The 15,312-nt window shown below is 62.9% G+C and carries 21 protein-coding genes and 4 tRNA genes; 14 read left to right on the top strand and 11 right to left on the bottom strand.

The window, feature by feature from the left end:
* The 3 genes from AC5Y4H_RS09570 to AC5Y4H_RS09580 all read left to right on the top strand — a co-directional run.
* The coding region (locus tag AC5Y4H_RS09570; protein WP_499980774.1) for an HNH endonuclease at positions 1-307 on the top strand (307 nt) is incomplete at its 5' end.
* A 206-nt stretch (positions 308-513) separates the two neighbouring features.
* The gene (locus AC5Y4H_RS09575) at positions 514-876 is read left to right on the top strand and encodes a hypothetical protein (RefSeq protein ID WP_499980777.1); all 363 of its coding nucleotides are present in this window, start codon (positions 514-516) and stop codon (positions 874-876) included.
* On the top strand, positions 877-1,206 hold the full coding sequence (locus AC5Y4H_RS09580) for a hypothetical protein (RefSeq protein WP_499980780.1): 330 nt from the start codon (positions 877-879) through the stop codon (positions 1,204-1,206).
* Here the strand turns inward: AC5Y4H_RS09580 and AC5Y4H_RS09585 are convergent.
* Positions 1,201-1,908 carry a hypothetical protein gene (locus AC5Y4H_RS09585; protein ID WP_499981238.1) on the bottom strand — a complete coding sequence of 236 codons (708 nt, stop codon included), beginning with the start codon at positions 1,906-1,908 and terminating at the stop codon, positions 1,201-1,203. The two genes, AC5Y4H_RS09580 and AC5Y4H_RS09585, sit on opposite strands and share 6 nt — an antisense overlap.
* 73 nt (positions 1,909-1,981) lie before the next feature.
* Between AC5Y4H_RS09585 and AC5Y4H_RS09590 the strand changes: the two genes are divergently transcribed.
* Positions 1,982-2,485, top strand: coding sequence for a hypothetical protein (locus tag AC5Y4H_RS09590; RefSeq protein WP_499980782.1), 504 nt, complete (start codon positions 1,982-1,984; stop codon positions 2,483-2,485).
* Between the two features lie 148 nt (positions 2,486-2,633).
* Positions 2,634-2,816 (top strand): hypothetical protein, encoded by a 183-nt coding sequence (locus AC5Y4H_RS09595; protein ID WP_499980786.1) that lies wholly within the window; start codon positions 2,634-2,636, stop codon positions 2,814-2,816.
* Positions 2,817-2,853: 37 nt separating this feature from the next.
* Here the strand turns inward: AC5Y4H_RS09595 and AC5Y4H_RS09600 are convergent, their stop codons facing one another.
* The 3 genes from AC5Y4H_RS09600 to AC5Y4H_RS09610 all read right to left on the bottom strand — a co-directional run bounded on the left by AC5Y4H_RS09600 (position 2,854) and on the right by AC5Y4H_RS09610 (position 3,674).
* A complete protein-coding gene (locus tag AC5Y4H_RS09600; protein WP_499980789.1) occupies positions 2,854-3,105 on the bottom strand; it encodes a hypothetical protein in 252 nt (83 codons plus the stop codon).
* Positions 3,105-3,473, bottom strand: coding sequence for a hypothetical protein (locus AC5Y4H_RS09605; RefSeq protein WP_499980791.1), 369 nt, complete (start codon positions 3,471-3,473; stop codon positions 3,105-3,107). Before AC5Y4H_RS09605 ends, AC5Y4H_RS09600 begins: the two co-directional genes overlap by 1 nt.
* Before the next feature lie 129 nt (positions 3,474-3,602).
* A tRNA-Val gene (locus AC5Y4H_RS09610) sits at positions 3,603-3,674 on the bottom strand.
* 181 nt (positions 3,675-3,855) lie between these two features.
* Between AC5Y4H_RS09610 and AC5Y4H_RS09615 the strand changes: the two genes are divergently transcribed.
* The 3 genes from AC5Y4H_RS09615 to AC5Y4H_RS09625 all read left to right on the top strand — a co-directional run bounded on the left by AC5Y4H_RS09615 (position 3,856) and on the right by AC5Y4H_RS09625 (position 4,120).
* Positions 3,856-3,928, top strand: a tRNA-Gly gene (locus AC5Y4H_RS09615).
* 28 nt (positions 3,929-3,956) lie between these two features.
* A tRNA-Cys gene (locus AC5Y4H_RS09620) sits at positions 3,957-4,027 on the top strand.
* An 18-nt stretch (positions 4,028-4,045) separates the two neighbouring features.
* Positions 4,046-4,120, top strand: a tRNA-Val gene (locus tag AC5Y4H_RS09625).
* 89 nt (positions 4,121-4,209) lie between these two features.
* On the opposite strand, the gene AC5Y4H_RS09630 is transcribed toward AC5Y4H_RS09625, so the two are convergent.
* Entirely contained in the window at positions 4,210-4,656 is a 447-nt protein-coding gene (locus AC5Y4H_RS09630) for a universal stress protein (protein WP_499980793.1), read from the bottom strand.
* A 683-nt stretch (positions 4,657-5,339) separates the two neighbouring features.
* Positions 5,340-6,065, bottom strand: coding sequence for a GAF and ANTAR domain-containing protein (locus tag AC5Y4H_RS09635; RefSeq protein WP_499980795.1), 726 nt, complete (start codon positions 6,063-6,065; stop codon positions 5,340-5,342).
* 468 nt (positions 6,066-6,533) lie between these two features.
* Between AC5Y4H_RS09635 and AC5Y4H_RS09640 the strand changes: the two genes are divergently transcribed.
* The 3 genes from AC5Y4H_RS09640 (at position 6,534) to AC5Y4H_RS09650 (ending at position 10,100) form a co-directional block, all read left to right on the top strand.
* Entirely contained in the window at positions 6,534-6,734 is a 201-nt protein-coding gene (locus AC5Y4H_RS09640; RefSeq protein WP_499981271.1) for a hypothetical protein, read from the top strand.
* Positions 6,735-7,675: 941 nt separating this feature from the next.
* A complete protein-coding gene (locus AC5Y4H_RS09645) occupies positions 7,676-9,445 on the top strand; it encodes a putative alpha/beta hydrolase (RefSeq protein ID WP_499980799.1) in 1,770 nt (589 codons plus the stop codon).
* A 163-nt stretch (positions 9,446-9,608) separates the two neighbouring features.
* Positions 9,609-10,100 (top strand): hypothetical protein, encoded by a 492-nt coding sequence (locus tag AC5Y4H_RS09650; protein WP_499980802.1) that lies wholly within the window; start codon positions 9,609-9,611, stop codon positions 10,098-10,100.
* 96 nt (positions 10,101-10,196) lie between these two features.
* Here AC5Y4H_RS09650 and AC5Y4H_RS09655 read toward each other — a convergent pair whose 3' ends face one another.
* Complete coding sequence (locus tag AC5Y4H_RS09655) at positions 10,197-10,364, bottom strand: hypothetical protein (RefSeq protein WP_499980806.1); 168 nt, start codon at positions 10,362-10,364, stop codon at positions 10,197-10,199.
* Positions 10,365-11,262: 898 nt separating this feature from the next.
* Here AC5Y4H_RS09655 and AC5Y4H_RS09660 point away from each other — a divergent pair.
* The gene (locus AC5Y4H_RS09660; protein ID WP_499980809.1) at positions 11,263-11,556 is read left to right on the top strand and encodes a DUF732 domain-containing protein; all 294 of its coding nucleotides are present in this window, start codon (positions 11,263-11,265) and stop codon (positions 11,554-11,556) included.
* Positions 11,557-11,916: 360 nt separating this feature from the next.
* Here the strand turns inward: AC5Y4H_RS09660 and AC5Y4H_RS09665 are convergent, their stop codons facing one another.
* From AC5Y4H_RS09665 to AC5Y4H_RS09680, 4 genes are all read right to left on the bottom strand, one after another.
* Positions 11,917-12,588 (bottom strand): hypothetical protein, encoded by a 672-nt coding sequence (locus tag AC5Y4H_RS09665; RefSeq protein ID WP_499980810.1) that lies wholly within the window; start codon positions 12,586-12,588, stop codon positions 11,917-11,919.
* A 10-nt stretch (positions 12,589-12,598) separates the two neighbouring features.
* Complete coding sequence (locus AC5Y4H_RS09670) at positions 12,599-12,874, bottom strand: hypothetical protein (RefSeq protein WP_499980811.1); 276 nt, start codon at positions 12,872-12,874, stop codon at positions 12,599-12,601.
* Positions 12,875-13,162: 288 nt separating this feature from the next.
* Positions 13,163-13,948 (bottom strand): oxidoreductase, encoded by a 786-nt coding sequence (locus AC5Y4H_RS09675; protein WP_499980813.1) that lies wholly within the window; start codon positions 13,946-13,948, stop codon positions 13,163-13,165.
* A gap of 466 nt (positions 13,949-14,414) precedes the next feature.
* The gene (locus AC5Y4H_RS09680) at positions 14,415-14,639 is read right to left on the bottom strand and encodes a hypothetical protein (RefSeq protein WP_499980817.1); all 225 of its coding nucleotides are present in this window, start codon (positions 14,637-14,639) and stop codon (positions 14,415-14,417) included.
* Positions 14,640-14,699: 60 nt separating this feature from the next.
* On the opposite strand from AC5Y4H_RS09680, the gene AC5Y4H_RS09685 reads away from it, so the two are divergent.
* Complete coding sequence (locus AC5Y4H_RS09685; RefSeq protein ID WP_499980821.1) at positions 14,700-14,966, top strand: hypothetical protein; 267 nt, start codon at positions 14,700-14,702, stop codon at positions 14,964-14,966.
* A 137-nt stretch (positions 14,967-15,103) separates the two neighbouring features.
* Entirely contained in the window at positions 15,104-15,232 is a 129-nt protein-coding gene (locus AC5Y4H_RS09690; RefSeq protein WP_499980824.1) for a hypothetical protein, read from the top strand.
* Positions 15,233-15,312: the final 80 nt, after the last annotated feature.

Consider the following 15,312-nt stretch of genomic DNA (forward strand, 5'->3'; position numbering starts at 1 on the left):
GCCTTGGAACACACACGATGGCGGCCGCACAGTGCCACCAGCCCTGCAAAAGAAATGCTTTCAACGCGACGACTACACGTGCATCGACTGCGGCTACGAAGGCACCCCAAACGCAGGCGACCTCAACGCCGACCACATAGTGCCCCGCGCCGAGGGCGGCACAGATGACCTCGACAACCTCGCCACCCGCTGCATCCCATGCCACGGCATCAAGACGCAGCAGGAGGCAGCCCGCGGCCGCGCCAGGCGCAGCGGCAAACGTAGACCACCACTGCACCCAGCAGACGCCATGACGGGTTTGCTGTGACAACATCAGAGCAGCTCAAAAGGGGTGGGCGGGGTAACCCCTGCTCTCGGAAGGCATCGCCGTTCTGCCTAGCGTGTGCCGGTGCGGCGATGCGAATGCGCCCCAGGTTTTGGGCGCGGCCCCAAGGCCGGTGGCGTTGAAGTGGCAGCTAGAGGGAGGTTTCGGCGGTGAGCGATGAGGTGGTTAGGCGGCCGCGTAGGCGGCGCTTGAGGGCCGGAAAGGCGTTGCGGGATCGCACGGATGCGGTGTTGGCGGCGGAGGCGGCGCGTGTCGGTAAGCAGCTAGCTTGGTCGCCGGTTGAGGCGGCGCGGGTCGACTCCGCGGTGCAGGCCGCGGAGCACGCCGAGTTGCTGCAGCAGCGGCTTGACGAGGAGTTGCGCCGCGATGAGCCGCGCGTGCCGTTGGCTGCGAGCTTGGTGGCCGAGATTCGACTGCAGCGCAAGGCGGTGGCCGAGCACCTGACGGCGGTGCCGTTGCTGCGGGGCGCGGCGGATGGGAAGTCGATCCCGCACCGGGAGGCGGCGCAGGCGCGTTGGGGTGCGGCGCGGCCGATGAGGCGGGTGAAATAGATGCCTGTGGAGGTGGTGGGTGAGCCGCCGGAGTTGGGTGACTACCAGGATCCCGGCGATTGGTTTCGGGCGGTGAATTGGTTGCAGGTCGCGCACAGGCGCGATGACGTCGACGAGTCGTGCGCGCGGGTCGCAAATTTTTTGGATGCGTGGGAGCGGGTGAATGGTGGGCCGCCGTGGACGATGGACGGTTCGGCGCGGGTGTCGTCGTGGCCGACGTATTGCGGCGGGGTTCGGGAGGTGTTCGTGCGCGTGGGTGTGGCGGGCGAGCAGTTGTTGCCGGATTGCGCGGCCGGCTGGTATGCGCCGGTCGACTACCGCGAGCTATGAACTGGCCTCGGTCTGTTGACCCTTGACGCTGCACTGGCCATCCGCTGACCACACCCATTCACTGGGCACCGGCGAGTACAGGCCGAGCCGAACCAGTTCGTCTGCCAGTGGTTTACAGGCGCGCAGCGTGCAAAGGGCGATTTGGTAGGTGAGCCACGCGGGCATCGACCTGCCCATCATTGTCGAGCCCTGCATGTAGTTGCGTAGCTTCTCAGCGCGCTTGTTCTGGTTGGGTGCGCCGTCGTCGTGGTGGATGCCGCCGAGACTGTTCGCCGCGACCTTCAACACGTCCTTCACGGTGTAGTCACGGTCCTGGTAGGTGATGATCCCGTGATCCAGGAAATCTGTGCGCGCCAAGTCGAGCACCTGATCCCCTGGCTGACTCGATATACCCGTCAGCACATCCCCGCGGAACCCAACGGCGACATCGACACGGGTCACGCCGGGATTGACTGCGAGGAACTTGTCCCACGCCTCATCGATCTGCCGCTGCACCTCTGGTGGTACCTGCGCCGGTCCCGGCTTCAGGACCCGAAACTCCACATCCATGGACGCGGACGCGCTCGCGGTATCCAGAAGGTTCTCCAGCAAGATAGGCCGCAGTAGGCCAGCGACTTTCAGCAAGTCGTATTCGCTCGGGTTGCTGCTCAACTTCTTACGTATGTCGATGAGTGTCTCGACGAACAGCTGCTCAACCTGCATCTCCGGCACAGTCATAATCGTGTCACACCCGCGCAGCCTTACGGCGTCACCGTCTACGTCTAACCTCGGGTGCATGGAGGACGATCAGAAATACGTGGCCGCCCTGTACAGCGCCGTTGTCGGCGGGACCGACATCGGCTACCTGCGACTGACCGACGCCCAACTCCAAGCGTTTCTGCACGTTCTCGCGTGGTACATGGGCGGAAAGCAGGAGGCAGTAGATGGTTTTGTTGTCGGCGCGCCCAATACAGATGCCGGCAACCTAACCGTCTACTGGATAGCGGGTGAATCCATCGGGTCTCTGACCCTGGAAGGCGCCGGCGACGGAAACGCTGCATTGCCTCCGATCAGCGGCTGGCTGCGTTCGGCACGAGAGGTCGAGCAGCTGAAACTTGGTGCCGTCGTCAAGTTCGATGACTTCACACAAGTGCCGGATGTTCGACCCGTTGTGCTCGTCTTCTTCCGCGGCGAGAAGCCCATCGAGATTTCGGCCGACCGGCCGAATGAGCGTGCCCGCAAACAGGCGAAAGATTTCATCGCCCGACTACGAGCAGTTATCGGCGGCCAGCCCGCATAGGCTCTGTGGGGGACCAGTGGTCCGCTGCACGGCGCCGCGGCGCCGCCGCTGCCGCTGGCCGGTTTGGCGGCGCCGCGGCTAATGCGGCTAATTCCATCGCGGCTAATTCCATCGGTGACCACCGCGCGGCCGCCGACATCAGTCGCCGGTGTTCCCATTCGGCGCGTGCGGCCAGGGCGTCGCGGCGCTGCTGGCGGCGCACGGCCGCGTACACGCCCCCGCCGGCCGCGACAACGGCCAGCAGCCAGGGGTGGGCCACCGCCATAGCCAGCACCACGACGGCCAGCGCGACGGCGGCGGCCGGATGCCGGTCAGGCCAGGTGCGCCGTGAACGGCTGACCTCTAGACCGCAGCGCGGGCAGGCCCGGCTAGCCATGGCGCTCGCTCCGCACATGCTCGTGCCGCCAGTCCCCGCACTCAGGGCCGAGGTGGTTGCTGTCCAAGTGGTCGAGCAGTTGGTGGCACTCACCCAGCGCATCGGCGATCTGCTCGTACAGGTGGAAGGCGTCATTGGCCTGCCACCCGTCGAGGGCAGCCGCCGCATCCACCGCGGCAACGTGGGCCTTGGTCAACTGGTCATGGCACGCCATCAAGTTCTCGGCGGCTTGTGTCTTGGCCATCAGTTCGCTCCTGTCAGGTCGTCTTGTGCGTCCATGCTGTCAACCTCGGCGGCGGCCGCGATCAGTGCGCGGGCTAGTTGGCGTGCCTGCGCCCCGGTGATCGGGTTGTCGGCGTGCAGCTGGTGCACCGAAATGTGCCGCGTCACTTCGCCATCGGCGGTCTGGGTCCCATGCACGCACACCTCGATGACGTCGGACCATGGCCGGTTGCCGGGGTCATCGGCGGGCACTGTGTGCTGCCAGCCGTGCCAGGTCCGGTAGGCGTGCGGCGTGCCCGCATCCAGCCACTCGTCGACTGTGACTGCGCCGGCAGGCAGGTCGACGCCGTAGGATGCGGGGCGTGGGTGCGAGTTGGTCGCTGCGGTCATGTTGGTCTGTCTCCTAACTCATTTCAGGTGAGCGGAGAACCCAACAGCCGGCTAAGCGGCATAACACCGGCATAACACCGGCCTTGCTTCGCAGTGCTAAAAACCGTATCTTACCTGCGTGAACAAGAGTGGTCCCGGCTGGGATCGAACCAGCGACCTTCCGCGTGTGAAGCGGACGCTCTCCCACTGAGCCACGGGACCGGCGCCGAGATGGCGAACGACGTCGAAGACTAGCACGCGCCAGTCCCCGACAATACCGGCCGCGTCGTGTGGCAGGTCGTCGCGATAGCCTAGACACGACTCGTACCAAGAAATTTGTATGTGCCCGCTCACGTGGACTATCGTCGTGCTTCGCACCGGGCGACGATCTCGTCCGAGGCGCGCGGATGTAGCGCAGTTGGTAGCGCATCACCTTGCCAAGGTGAGGGTCGCGGGTTCGAATCCCGTCATCCGCTCGAAGGTGCAAGTGGCGTGGACCCCAACGGTGGAGTGGCCGAGTGGTGAGGCAACGGCCTGCAAAGCCGTGCACACGGGTTCGATTCCCGTCTCCACCTCAAACTTATGGTTTCCCGGCGCGATTAGCTCAGCGGGAGAGCGCTTCCCTGACACGGAAGAGGTCACTGGTTCAATCCCAGTATCGCGCACCAGAGTTCTTGCAGGTGAGGCCCGGTTTTCGCTGATGAGTTGTAGCGCTGGCACCCGCAGGTGCTCGTGGGCTGCATGTCCGTGCGAGGCTTCAGTCTTCGGTTTTGACGACTTCCACCTTCATCTTCGCGCGATTGGAGACAGCTTTCGGAACGGAACCCAGGACCTTCCCGACGATCGAATTGGCGCCAACGCTGCCCACGACAATCAAGTCGGCTGCAATCTCATCAGCCAGTTCTAGCAGCGCGTCCACCGGAGCGCCCTCCACCGCGCGTTCCTCGACATCGGTCGCACCCGCATCCCTTGCCCTGGAAGCGGCCATGCGCAGCATGTCGTACACCGGCGCGTTGCCTTGGGTCCGATATTGGTCGTCATGAAGCTGATCGGGATCCGTTCCGCCTCGTTGTTTACCCAGGAATGCGGAGGCGACGACGAGTTTTGCTCCGGAGTCAGCAGCAATCGCCGCGGCGCGGTCAACCGCGCGTAGCGATGTGTCCGAGCCATCGGTACCGACCACGATGACCTTGTAATCACCCATGAGATCCCCCTAAATGTGCCGTCAGGCTGACGCGTGCATTCTGTCGGAATGTGCCGACCTCGGATTGCAGCTCGATTGCGAGGTCGCCGAAGACATGCGCCAGGCGCTGATGAGGCTGCTCAGCCGTCATTCGCTAGAGGATAGCGAGGCGATCGCACCTTTTTCTTGCTTGCGGGATTGCGCGTCGGTGCCATCTTCGTCTTCTGTGGCCTGCGGGGATTGTTCGTCGTCTGTCGCAGGGAACCAGAGCCGGACCTACCGCCATCTCATGTCGTAATTACGACGAGGTGCCCGTGTCCCCGTCGGCTTCATTTCTGGCCGCTTCCGCTTCGGCACGATCTTTCCCCGCTGCCCGCCGGTACCTGATGGCAGCATCACTGTGCCGCTCGCCGCTACCGCCGGGCTTTCCCTCGGCGGCCCACTCATGACCCTGAGCCACCTGCTCGTTTCGTTGGGCTGCTAGGTCATCCGCGGTCGCACGATCGTGCGCTGAATCCGGCATAGCACAACGATAGGCCCCGCCGTCTTACCGATTGAGCGCCCCCGGCAGCCGCTTCATGACTGACCGAGGGCTAAGCGACGCCGCGATCCCGCGTCGCCCGCCGCCACATTTGCGCGATTACCCCAGGAACGCTAGGGGCACACGACAAAGTGGTTGAGCGGTAAAGAGATTCGTTAACTTCTTAGAGCATCTGGGCCGGAGAAGGTTTCGCTGGCGCCACCTGAGTTTCGTGCTGTTCGACAACCAGGCGGGCGATTTCGACGAGTTTCCTGTTGGAGTCTTGCGAAAGCCGGGTCAGAAGGCTGAACGCCTGCAGACCAGTCAAGTCCATCGAGTGCATGAGAATGCCTTTGGCCTGACCGATGATGTCGCGGGTCGCCAAGGCGTCTTTGAATTGCGTTTCGACAGTGGACCCGACCATGGCGATCGCGGCGTGCTGGGCCAGGATTTCGCCCACGAAGATCGATTCGTCGGAGAAGGCGTGGGGCCGGTCACTGTAAATATTTAGCGCGCCCAGGGTGCTTTCTTCGACGAACAGCCGGAACGACAACAGGCTCAGCACGCCGTGCTGGTAGGCGGCGCCGGCAAAGACTGGCCAGCGTGGATCACTGCGCATGTCATCGATTTGCACGGTGTGGTGATCGCGTAACGAGGTCAGACACGGGCCATCGTTGAATTGGGACTGCAATTCGTCTAACGCGGCTACCCGCGGGTCAGTGGGCGCTTTCGGCACAACTTGTTTGCCTTGCACCAGCGAGATGCCCGCCCAACGGGCTCCGGGCACGATATGTGCTGCGGCCTGCACAATCGTCTGCAACGTGTTATCGGAGCCGCTGCTGGTTTGCAGTTCTACGGCGAAGTCGCCGAACGCCTTCGCCAAGTCTTCATGACGGGTGGGCACAACCATCGTTGTACCCGATCTGGGTGGTGCTTTACTCCTCCGATTTTGTGCAAGCCCAGCCTGTGAAAACGGCACCCAGCGTCCGATGTCGGCGTTACGACCTCCGCGACCACTACATGAGATCCGAGTTATCCATGAATCGCATCCAACGTTTCGTCACCGAATTCATTACGGCCATTGCGCTCACAATCGCCACCGCCACATTCGCCTCACCGTGCAATTGGATGGGCATGCAGGTTCCAGCCGGTACACCGGGGAGTTGGGACGGCCCGCCAGCACCACCGCCACCGTGAACAAGTCCATTCACTTCACGCTGTCCGCGCTCTGTCTAACAGCGGCTCTTGCCATTGTCCCAACCGCCCCTCGCTCTCCTGGGGTCGGTCCGTGCTTAACACGCCAATGCGCGGGTAATCGGACGAAATGAGGCGCGAAGACGATCTCACCGTCCCCCGGCACAGGGCAACGCCGGCCCGCATGCGCGACCTCGACACCATCGACTACGAGCTGCGACTGGTGGCGGCGCTTCGCCGTGCGGCTCGAAAGCAGGGCAGGCCGCTGCCGTCGATCAAGGCGGCGGATGCGTTGTTGGATGAGCGCCGCGAGCTGATCAAGCGCGGCTACGAAGAGGCGACCGCGAACAGTCGCCATTCGCCTGGCACGCCCTTAGGCTCGTAAGAGCCCTGCTCCTCGAACTCCAGCCCCGACCCGATTACCAGGTCGCGCAGCGTACTAGACACCAGCACTTCGCCCGTCAACAAAAGCCTTTCCGGCTATTTGCGCAATTTTGCACACGCGTCAAACAATGGCGATAGCATCAGCCAATCGGGCAACAATTCGGGAAGGTAGTCCCTACCAGCAGAAAGGCGTGAGTTATGAGCACCAAGAAAATACTGAAAGCTATTGCGGCGACCGCAGTGCTGACCGGCGTAATGCTGGGGTCTTCGGGCTGCATAATGATCGACCTCGGGGCACCAGCCAGAGTCGTCCAAGAATAATCCGCCGGCTGCGGCGCCTGAGGCTGTCGCGCATGCTCTCATGCTCAACATCAACGGCATGCCGTCAGGCGCCGCTCCGGTCGGACACCGTGCGTACCGTCGCCAACCGCCCGCGATGACCGCAGCACCTTCGCTGCTGCCGACTGATTCGAAATTGCCTAAGAATTCTCCAGATTCGCGCCGGCGCAGATGCGACCGTCTATTCCACGTGACCAGCTTCGCCGTGGCGATACGGGTTCGGGATCAGCGGCGATGGACCTTGTATTGGTCCACGGGAAGGCCTCGACGGCGGCAGCATCCGTTGTGCTGATAGTCGCGCTCGGCAGCCTGCTCTCGAATCCTCAAGGGGTGCTTACATCTCGAGCGGAGGGTGGAGTCGAGGGCCCCCAGCGTCTCTCGCCAACAGATTTCAATTTCACATGTGAGACTGCGTTTTTCGCGCGCGAATGCTGCCGAAGCACGCCCAAACGACCACCTCTGGGCATTGGGGTGTTCGGCGCCTGCCTTCGCTGGTGAATTGACGGGGCGCCGGGAGTAGGGTTACACCCGCTCAGAAGGGGTGGCGATGTCTATTGGGCTTGATCGAACGCGGATCGGCGGTCGCGGACAAGCCGGGGTGCGATGCAGCTCAAGTACATAAGCATCCCTGCGCTGGTCGCCCTCGCCGGCGGTGACCCGTGGGCGATCAATCGCAGCTTGCAAGCTGGCAGTCCGGCGCAGATTGCCAACCTGGCGAATGCATTTCACGCCGCGGGCCGCTCCACTGCGGAGGCCGACAGAACGTTCGCCCAAGCTCGCTCCCGCTTCGATGCTGCCTGGAATCACCAGGACGGCGACCATCCGATAAATGCCTCCGCTGAAGTGCAGCGCGTAACGAAATCCCTTGGCGCGCAGTCCTTACAACTGCCCAAAATCGGCGCGGACCTGGAAAACATCGCCGCAACACTGGCCGAGGCGCAAAAGGCTGCCGCCGGCCAGATCGGCACGCTGGAAGCACAGTTGAAAGGGCTCGACGACATGATCGCCGAGGCCGTCCAGATTGAAAACGACCATCCCAACCTCAGCGCGGCCGACCGGAATGCGCTCAACGGCTACATCAACTCACTCGAAGACGACGCCATTCGCGACACGAAGGCCGCGCTGGGCCAGCTGCAGGCGACACGCGACGGCTACTCGAACACCTTGCAAAAAGCGCTCGGAACCCTGAAGCGTGACGGGTACGACCCCGCCGGTATCAGGGCGCAAGACGGGCCACTGTCGCCGGCGCCCCCACTGCCGGACGACCCAACGCAGTTTGCGCAAGTATGGAACTCGCTCACACAAGAGCAAAAAGACGCGGAATACGACCGCAATCATTTCATCGGCAACCACGGAGGCATGCCCTTCACCGACCGCGACCACTACAACCGCATGCATCTCGACGAACTGCAGAGGTCCAACCAAGCCGATTTGGACCGCCTGCGTGCCGAACACCCGGAGTGGGCCAGCGGCTTCACACCCGGAATCATGACCAGTACCTATCGCGACTGGAGACAACAGTGGGACGCCGCCATCCAGGCACGCGACGGATATGCGGATGTGAAGAGTTCACTCGGGCCGCCGGCAGCCCAAGTCGCCCCGGGGGGCAAAGTTGATCCGCGGAATCCGCCTAAGTATCTCGGGATCATCGACGACAAAGGCCACGCCGCAATCTCTATCAACAATCCCGATACCGCCAAACGCGACGCCACATTCGTGCCGGGAACGGGTCAAGATACGAGGCGCTTCAGCGGCAGCCAAGACAAATCCCTGCGGATGTATCAGGCTGCAAGGGATGCCGACGCCCGGCTTGCGCCCGGTGACGTCTCGGTGACCACGTGGATGGGATATGACCGGCCAATGGACGTATTCCAGGCCGCGTCTACCAGCTATGCGCACAACGGTGCCGCCGCATTAGACGACTTCCAAGCCGGGTTGCGGGCGTCCCACAACGACGCTCTTACCGGGGGGCCATCGATCAACACGGTCATCGGACACAGCTACGGCTCAACGGAAGTCGGGGCAGCGGCACTGAATGGTCACCACCTCGACGCCAACAATGTCATCGCAGTAGCCAGCCCCGGCGTGCTTACGGGCCACGCAGGCGACCTCAACCTCGACCCAGGCGCACACGTATACGCGACGAAAGCACAACACGACATCATCGGTGTCGCGACCGGATGGACACTCGGCCCAGACCCGACCGAAGCAGATTTCGGGGCTACGACTTTCGAGGCGGCGCCCGGGCCCGCTTGGCCGCTTGGACTCCCCTCGATAGCCGCGCACAGCAGCTACTGGGACAGTGGGAATCCCGCGCTCGATAACATGGGGCGCATTATCGCCGGACGCACCGATGTGACACCACCGAAGTGACGCCAGAAGGATGACGAAAACAAAAACTCGCGAAATGCTGGACTTCATCGCTGTTTTGTTGGCAGCCGGTGTACTTGCCGCGTGCTCATCGGGCACATCAACTAAGCACACGGGGCCAGGGCCATCAGCCCCGTCCGGCGCAACAATGATCCCAGGAGGCCCCATGGAACCCACACCCGTTGCGCCGTCACCGAAAATCCCAAAAAGCCAACAAGAGGCCCAGGACTCAGTCCTTCGGTATCTGCAAAAAACAGTCGACGGGTTACCGCCGGGCACCGTCCTCGACACCACCGACACCATTGGCGGCAGCAACCTCGGATGCGACGACAACTACACCGGCCCCGGCCCCGGCCCCACCGAATTTTCGTTGTTCGCCAAGGTGATCGGGCCGGCCGGAACGACGCCCGCAGATCTCATCGCGCATGCCGGAGAACTCTGGCGAAGCTGGGGTAGCACGGTGATGGAGCGCGACGGATTCGAGAAACCGAACCAATTCGGTTACTTCGCAGACGGATACCGCATAGAAATCAAGGCCGCATATCCGCCCGAGTATCCACCGACCATCGTCGCAACGTCACCGTGCTTTCCCGGCGACCTACGCCAAGATGGCCTACCGGTGCCCAAGGAGATTCGCCAAAATCCGCCCGGCAGCTAGTCGTTGCTCAACAGATCAAAGCTCCACTCTCGGATCGGCGCTCCGCGCCGGAACAATTAAAAGCCTTTTCCCAGTTTGCGCAATATTCCACACGCGTCAAAAGACCGCGATAGCATTAGCCAGCCGGCGGCGGTTAACCCGCCCCGGCCACCTCACCAGCAGAAAGGTGTGACCGATGAGCGCGAAGAGCAGCAAGAGGGTATTAAAAGTTGTCGCACTCGCCGCAATGCTGACCGGTGTGATGCTGGGGTCGTCGGGCTGCATCACGATTGACCTCGCCCCCGCTCCCGTCTACGTTGCGCCAGCTGGCTGATTGACGGTTGGTAGTGCGTTGCCCGCCGGTTCGTCATTGACTTGACGACCGGCAGCGTCCCGCCGCGCCGCTTCCGCTTCGCGAGCGCGGCCGTAATCGCGGCCAAACCCATGCGAACCTGGCGGCGATCACTGCGGATACAGCGCGTGCGTCGGTGTCCGAGCGCACCGTTTGATCGCGAATCGTCTGGGGCCAAATCGATCTCGGGAGGGTCTTAGACAAAGACCTCAAGCCGCCGGCCGCGGTTATGACCACGGCGGCCTCAACGGGCATTGTCGTGGACCTGGTCGAAGGCGGCGGGCGGGACTCTATTGCGCGCCTTCGAGTCGTCAACAAAATCTGTCGCTATTCGCGAAATATTGCACACGAGTTGAAAGACCGCTATAACATCTGATGATCGGGTAGCAGTTTCGCAGTCGGGCAGCAAATTTCGCCAGGTATTCCCTACCCAGTAGAAAGGTGTGACCCATGAGGACGACCAGCACCAAGAAAATTCTGAAAGCTGTTGCAGCGGCCGCAGTGCTGACCGGTGTGATGTTGGGATCGTCGGGCTGCATAACGATTGACCTTGGGGCACCAAGCAGAGTCGCATCGTTCTAGGTGTCGGCCGCGGCGCCTGAAGCGGTCGCGATTTTCCTCACGAGCGCCATCGACGGCATGCCGTCAGGCGCCGCTCCGGTCGGTCATCGCACGTTCCAGCGGCCCGCGATGACCGCGTGCCGATGCCGGCTTTTCTGCGAGACACCAGCAGCTTCACCGCCGGCTGACTTGAAACCGCTTTGGGATGTCCAAGATTCGCGGCTTCACCAATCGTGGTGGTCATCGGTGCGTTGATGAAGGGAATCGCCCATGAGACAGTACGTAATCGCGTCTATCGCCTGCTGTGCCGTCGCCATCGGTACGCCTGGCCATGCATGCGCGTCACCAAACGATGACAGCTTCCTCGTCGCCCTCCGTCACAACAATGTCGTGGTGCCCCTGTCTGTAGACCCGATTCAGACCGCGCAAGGCGTCTGCACCGACCGGAAGAATGGACAGCCGACCGAACAGATTGCCCGTACAGACCGCGTCGCGCGTTTCTCCAATCCCGCAGCATTCGTAGACCTGGCAATCGAGTACTACTGCCCGCAGTACCCGTCCTGACTGGCACGCGGGTTGGGTTCGGGCCGTGTAATCAACGCGCCTCGACGCCGAGCGCCGGCACCGCGTCGCGAATTGCCATGGCGCGGCGGAACACTCGCTAATTATCTTCAAACATCGCGAGGATACCATCGCCCGATGTATTGCCCCCGCGGCGTTGACACACGCGGGCTGCGACCGCCCTGGGGGATGTTTCTTCGAAGCGGTGGGGTGGGTAGGCAGTAAGTAGGCAGCGCGGCGGGGCTAGCACCGTCGGCGATGCTAGCCCCCGTGGTCAACAAAGCGGCCGCCGAGGGCGCTTCTTTATTCAACCGATCTGCTTCGGCGATCGCAGTTCCGGCGATTCTCGGCGCTTGCCGTAAGTCAGTAGTCGAGTCCGTATCCACCGCGCAAGTCCCGATGCGCGGCCTCCAGGGTCCGGTCGCACCGATCCACAAGTGCGTCGAGGTCGAGATCGGATTCCCGGCCCAGCCTGTCCAGCCACACCGTCTCCACTTTCCTCAGCTCGGACCATTTGAGTTCGCCCTCGTAATACACGGTGACGTCCTCCTGCGGGGCGGGGCACGCGGTGGTCTGCGCCAATTGCCGCTTGCATGAATCCAATTGGGTCAGTGAGTAGCCGTGCTCACGGAACTGGCGATCCCATTCGTCGAGCAGGAGATTCACCATTTCGCGAACCGGCGGCGCGGCGTAGACCATCAGCTCGGCAATGCCGTCATCGAGGCCCAGACGCATGCGAAAGTCATAGAGCTCTCGGAGGGCCTCGGCGCGCCGCTGGCTGGCGATCTCCTCGGCGGTGCCGGTCCCCTCGTATTGGGCCGCGCGTTTGACGTATATGGTCGCCGAGATCAGCGACTTCAATACGGCCTTCTTATCGTCGGCCGCCCTCTTCTCGAAGTCGAGAACACGTTCGTGGCGGCGGTCTTCCGCCTTATTCCTGGCGTCGATGCGCTTCGTCCAGATCGCGACGGCGGCGCTCGAAATCACGGACGCGAGAGGTACGAGGGCGTTGGCCACCAACGTCGTCCAGTTCATTTGACGGCCCTTACCCGCAATACCCAGGAGGCGGCGCCGGGGCGCCACGCGGAGCGCTGTCCTGATTGCAGAGGCCTGATTCTGAATGCGGCGCGCCGGGCGGGTGCAGGGTTGCCGTGATGGGTGGGTTCGGGTCTGGGGTGTTCGGCGGGGCGGGGTCTGCGTTGGCTATGGCCGCGGTCAGGCCCATCACCGTCATCCCCACCCCTGCGGCGAGAACGGTTCTGGCGGCCAATCTCATCAGCTTGGGCTCAGTGGTGCGGTCGAGGTGATCGGTCGGAGTCATGATGTTCCTTCTTGTGGTCGCAGCCCGGGTGGGCCCTGCGGGTCGGGACCGGCCCCGCCGATTGGACAGTTCGTCGACAACGCTTTCCGGGAACCGCTTGAGGCGGAGCCGTAGTTCGGTGCAAGCAGTAGGGTGGGCCCAAACCTAGATCGAGGCTATTCCCGGGACTCACAGGGTGTCTCGCGTTTTGTGGAATTGCGCGGTCGACGGGCCCGAGAACACCCCGCCCTGTTGGTGACGGCGGATCTGATGGTGGACAACGGCTACCGCGTCATGCGTCATCCGCAATCAGATGGTGGTGACGTATCCGCCGTCGATGCGGTAGTCGGATCCGGTGATATTCGTGGCACGGCCGCTGGCCAGGAACACCACCAAGTCGGCGACTTCTTCAGGAGTGGTGAACCGCCCCGTCGGCGCGGAGCTTGCGAGTTCGGCCCGGACCTCGTCGGCCGTCTGACCTTTGGCAGCGGCGAACCCGTCGGCCATCCCGCCCCGCTCCATCCACTTCTCAGTTGACACCGCACCCGGACTGACCGAATTGACACGAATGTTCTTCGGCGCCAGATCTTTTGACAATGCCTTGGCGAAGTTGGCGACTGCTGCCTTGGCGGCACAGTAGTCGTAGGTATTCGGGCCGGGAGCATAGGCACTGATCGAGCTGACGATGACGATGGAACCGCCGCCGCGGCGCTCGATTTCCGGCAGCGCCGCGCGGGTCGGTCGCACGACGCCCATCAGGTTCAGATCCCAGGACTTTCGCCACTCGTCGTCGGAGATGCCGGCGAGTCCGCCCGGGCGAACCGTGGCGCCGCCGACGTTGTTGATCAAGACGTCGATCCCCCCGCGGCAGGCCGCCGCGGCGATCAATTCTTCGGCAGCACCGGGCTGGGTAAGGTCCCCGGACACATACGACACCTGCCCGCTCTCCTCGAGCAGCGGCAGCTGTTTACCAGGGGTCCGCGACCCAGCCACCACATGTGCGCCGGCGTCGACGAGAGCCTTGGTGACCGCGAAACCGATGCCCTTGCTGGCCCCGGTGACGACGGCTATCTTCCCCGACAGATGCAGGTCCATTTGCGCTCCTTCATCCGCCGTGCCGCGCAAGACGCTACTCCGCAGCTACTGCCGGTGGCAGCGCTTTGTCGTCCATCGTGGTCCGCCGTGTCAATTGGGGGGGCGAATGCGGCGCCGGGTCAGCCGCGCGAACCGGGCCGGGGTACGTGACCAATGTCACGTTTAAGATTTGATGATTGGTTGGGCGAACACTCGTTCACTACCTATCGTGGAAGGGGCGGTAGAAAAGGGGGGCCAGTGGAACAGCTATGTGATGACCTACGCCGATTCGCTCTTCAGGTACGGCAGATCGGATTTTCCGTCAACGGCGGCGTGGGCGAAAGGGAATGCCTGGACCTCAGTGATCGCATGCTGGCCGCGGTCCAACGAGCCGAGTCCAGAAAACGCTGAGTCGAAACGAGCCGGTTGAATTCGAAGGCAACGCGACACCGCGAACCGTAGAGCGCGGACGCGCAGACCCGCGCCGCTATTTGATGGCCGGGCAGTCTCCGCGCCAGCAAGCTGGGTTACGTCTGGGTTGCTCGTTGCGGACCAGCACCACTAGAGCCACGCCGAAGAGAATCAGCAGGGGCACGAACACCAGTGGGTAAGCGGAGACCACGGCCAAGCCGATGAGAGTGGCCGGCACCACCAACAGCATCACGGCCGTCGGACCCTGATCGCTTCGATCGACGCTCCTCGCGATCCGCACGAGGGCCGCGAAAACCGCAGCGGCCCATGGGTGTTGATCCGACCACCTACCGTACGAGCGATGGGTTTTCAGGCCGCAACCCGTGCAAATTTGCCCGTTCACCCGCTTATGGTGCCATCGAGTCGGCAGATCCGCACCCCCACGACTTCTGCATTGCCGGCGACCGACAGCACCGCCGCCATTACCTGCGGTCCGCTGGGTCGTCTGGCCGCCGCCACGCCCCGCCAGGTTCAACCTCCGGCGTTGAACGGTGTTACCCGCCTGCTGAATCAGCTCGAATTGGTGGAAGTTCTGCCGCAAATTCACAAGTTCTCGGCGGCGGGCTGAATTCGCGTCTTTCGAGTCGTCAGCAAACCCGTTCCACGTTTTGAGCAATATTACACACGCGTATAAGGACCGCGATAGCATCAGCTAGCCGGCGGTGTTGTTGCCGCGGTTGTTGCTACCCGCAGAAAGGCATACGGATGAGCGCAAGCAAGAAGAAGATGCTGAAAGCTGCCGCAGCGGTCGCGGTGCTGACCGGAGTGATGCTGGGGTCGTCGGGCTGCATAATGATCGACCTAGGGGCGCCTTCCGCAGCGATGCAGAAATAGTCCCGCCGACCGCGGCGCCGGGCGCTTGCTCCAGGCTTCAGGTCAGGCGCCGCGGCCTTGGCGGCTGCCTGATACCGCAC

The sequence above is a fragment of the Mycobacterium sp. NGS58 genome (assembly GCF_059812385.1).

Bases quoted from the DNA above. Each gene is read 5' to 3' on its own strand.
- AC5Y4H_RS09580 (WP_499980780.1), top strand. From the start codon at position 877: ATGCCTGTGGAGGTGGTGGGTGAGCCGCCGGAGTTGGGTGACTACCAG.
- AC5Y4H_RS09585 (WP_499981238.1), bottom strand. From the start codon at position 1,908: ATGCAGGTTGAGCAGCTGTTCGTCGAGACACTCATCGACATACGTAAG.
- AC5Y4H_RS09590 (WP_499980782.1), top strand. From the start codon at position 1,982: ATGGAGGACGATCAGAAATACGTGGCCGCCCTGTACAGCGCCGTTGTC.
- AC5Y4H_RS09600 (WP_499980789.1), bottom strand. From the start codon at position 3,105: ATGGCCAAGACACAAGCCGCCGAGAACTTGATGGCGTGCCATGACCAG.
- AC5Y4H_RS09605 (WP_499980791.1), bottom strand. From the start codon at position 3,473: ATGACCGCAGCGACCAACTCGCACCCACGCCCCGCATCCTACGGCGTC.
- AC5Y4H_RS09630 (WP_499980793.1), bottom strand. From the start codon at position 4,656: ATGGGTGATTACAAGGTCATCGTGGTCGGTACCGATGGCTCGGACACA.
- AC5Y4H_RS09635 (WP_499980795.1), bottom strand. From the start codon at position 6,065: ATGGTTGTGCCCACCCGTCATGAAGACTTGGCGAAGGCGTTCGGCGAC.
- AC5Y4H_RS09640 (WP_499981271.1), top strand. From the start codon at position 6,534: ATGCGCGACCTCGACACCATCGACTACGAGCTGCGACTGGTGGCGGCG.
- AC5Y4H_RS09645 (WP_499980799.1), top strand. From the start codon at position 7,676: ATGCAGCTCAAGTACATAAGCATCCCTGCGCTGGTCGCCCTCGCCGGC.
- AC5Y4H_RS09650 (WP_499980802.1), top strand. From the start codon at position 9,609: ATGGAACCCACACCCGTTGCGCCGTCACCGAAAATCCCAAAAAGCCAA.
- AC5Y4H_RS09655 (WP_499980806.1), bottom strand. From the start codon at position 10,364: ATGCAGCCCGACGACCCCAGCATCACACCGGTCAGCATTGCGGCGAGT.
- AC5Y4H_RS09660 (WP_499980809.1), top strand. From the start codon at position 11,263: ATGAGACAGTACGTAATCGCGTCTATCGCCTGCTGTGCCGTCGCCATC.
- AC5Y4H_RS09665 (WP_499980810.1), bottom strand. From the start codon at position 12,588: ATGAACTGGACGACGTTGGTGGCCAACGCCCTCGTACCTCTCGCGTCC.
- AC5Y4H_RS09670 (WP_499980811.1), bottom strand. From the start codon at position 12,874: ATGACTCCGACCGATCACCTCGACCGCACCACTGAGCCCAAGCTGATG.
- AC5Y4H_RS09675 (WP_499980813.1), bottom strand. From the start codon at position 13,948: ATGGACCTGCATCTGTCGGGGAAGATAGCCGTCGTCACCGGGGCCAGC.
- AC5Y4H_RS09685 (WP_499980821.1), top strand. From the start codon at position 14,700: ATGGGTTTTCAGGCCGCAACCCGTGCAAATTTGCCCGTTCACCCGCTT.
- AC5Y4H_RS09690 (WP_499980824.1), top strand. From the start codon at position 15,104: ATGAGCGCAAGCAAGAAGAAGATGCTGAAAGCTGCCGCAGCGGTCGCG.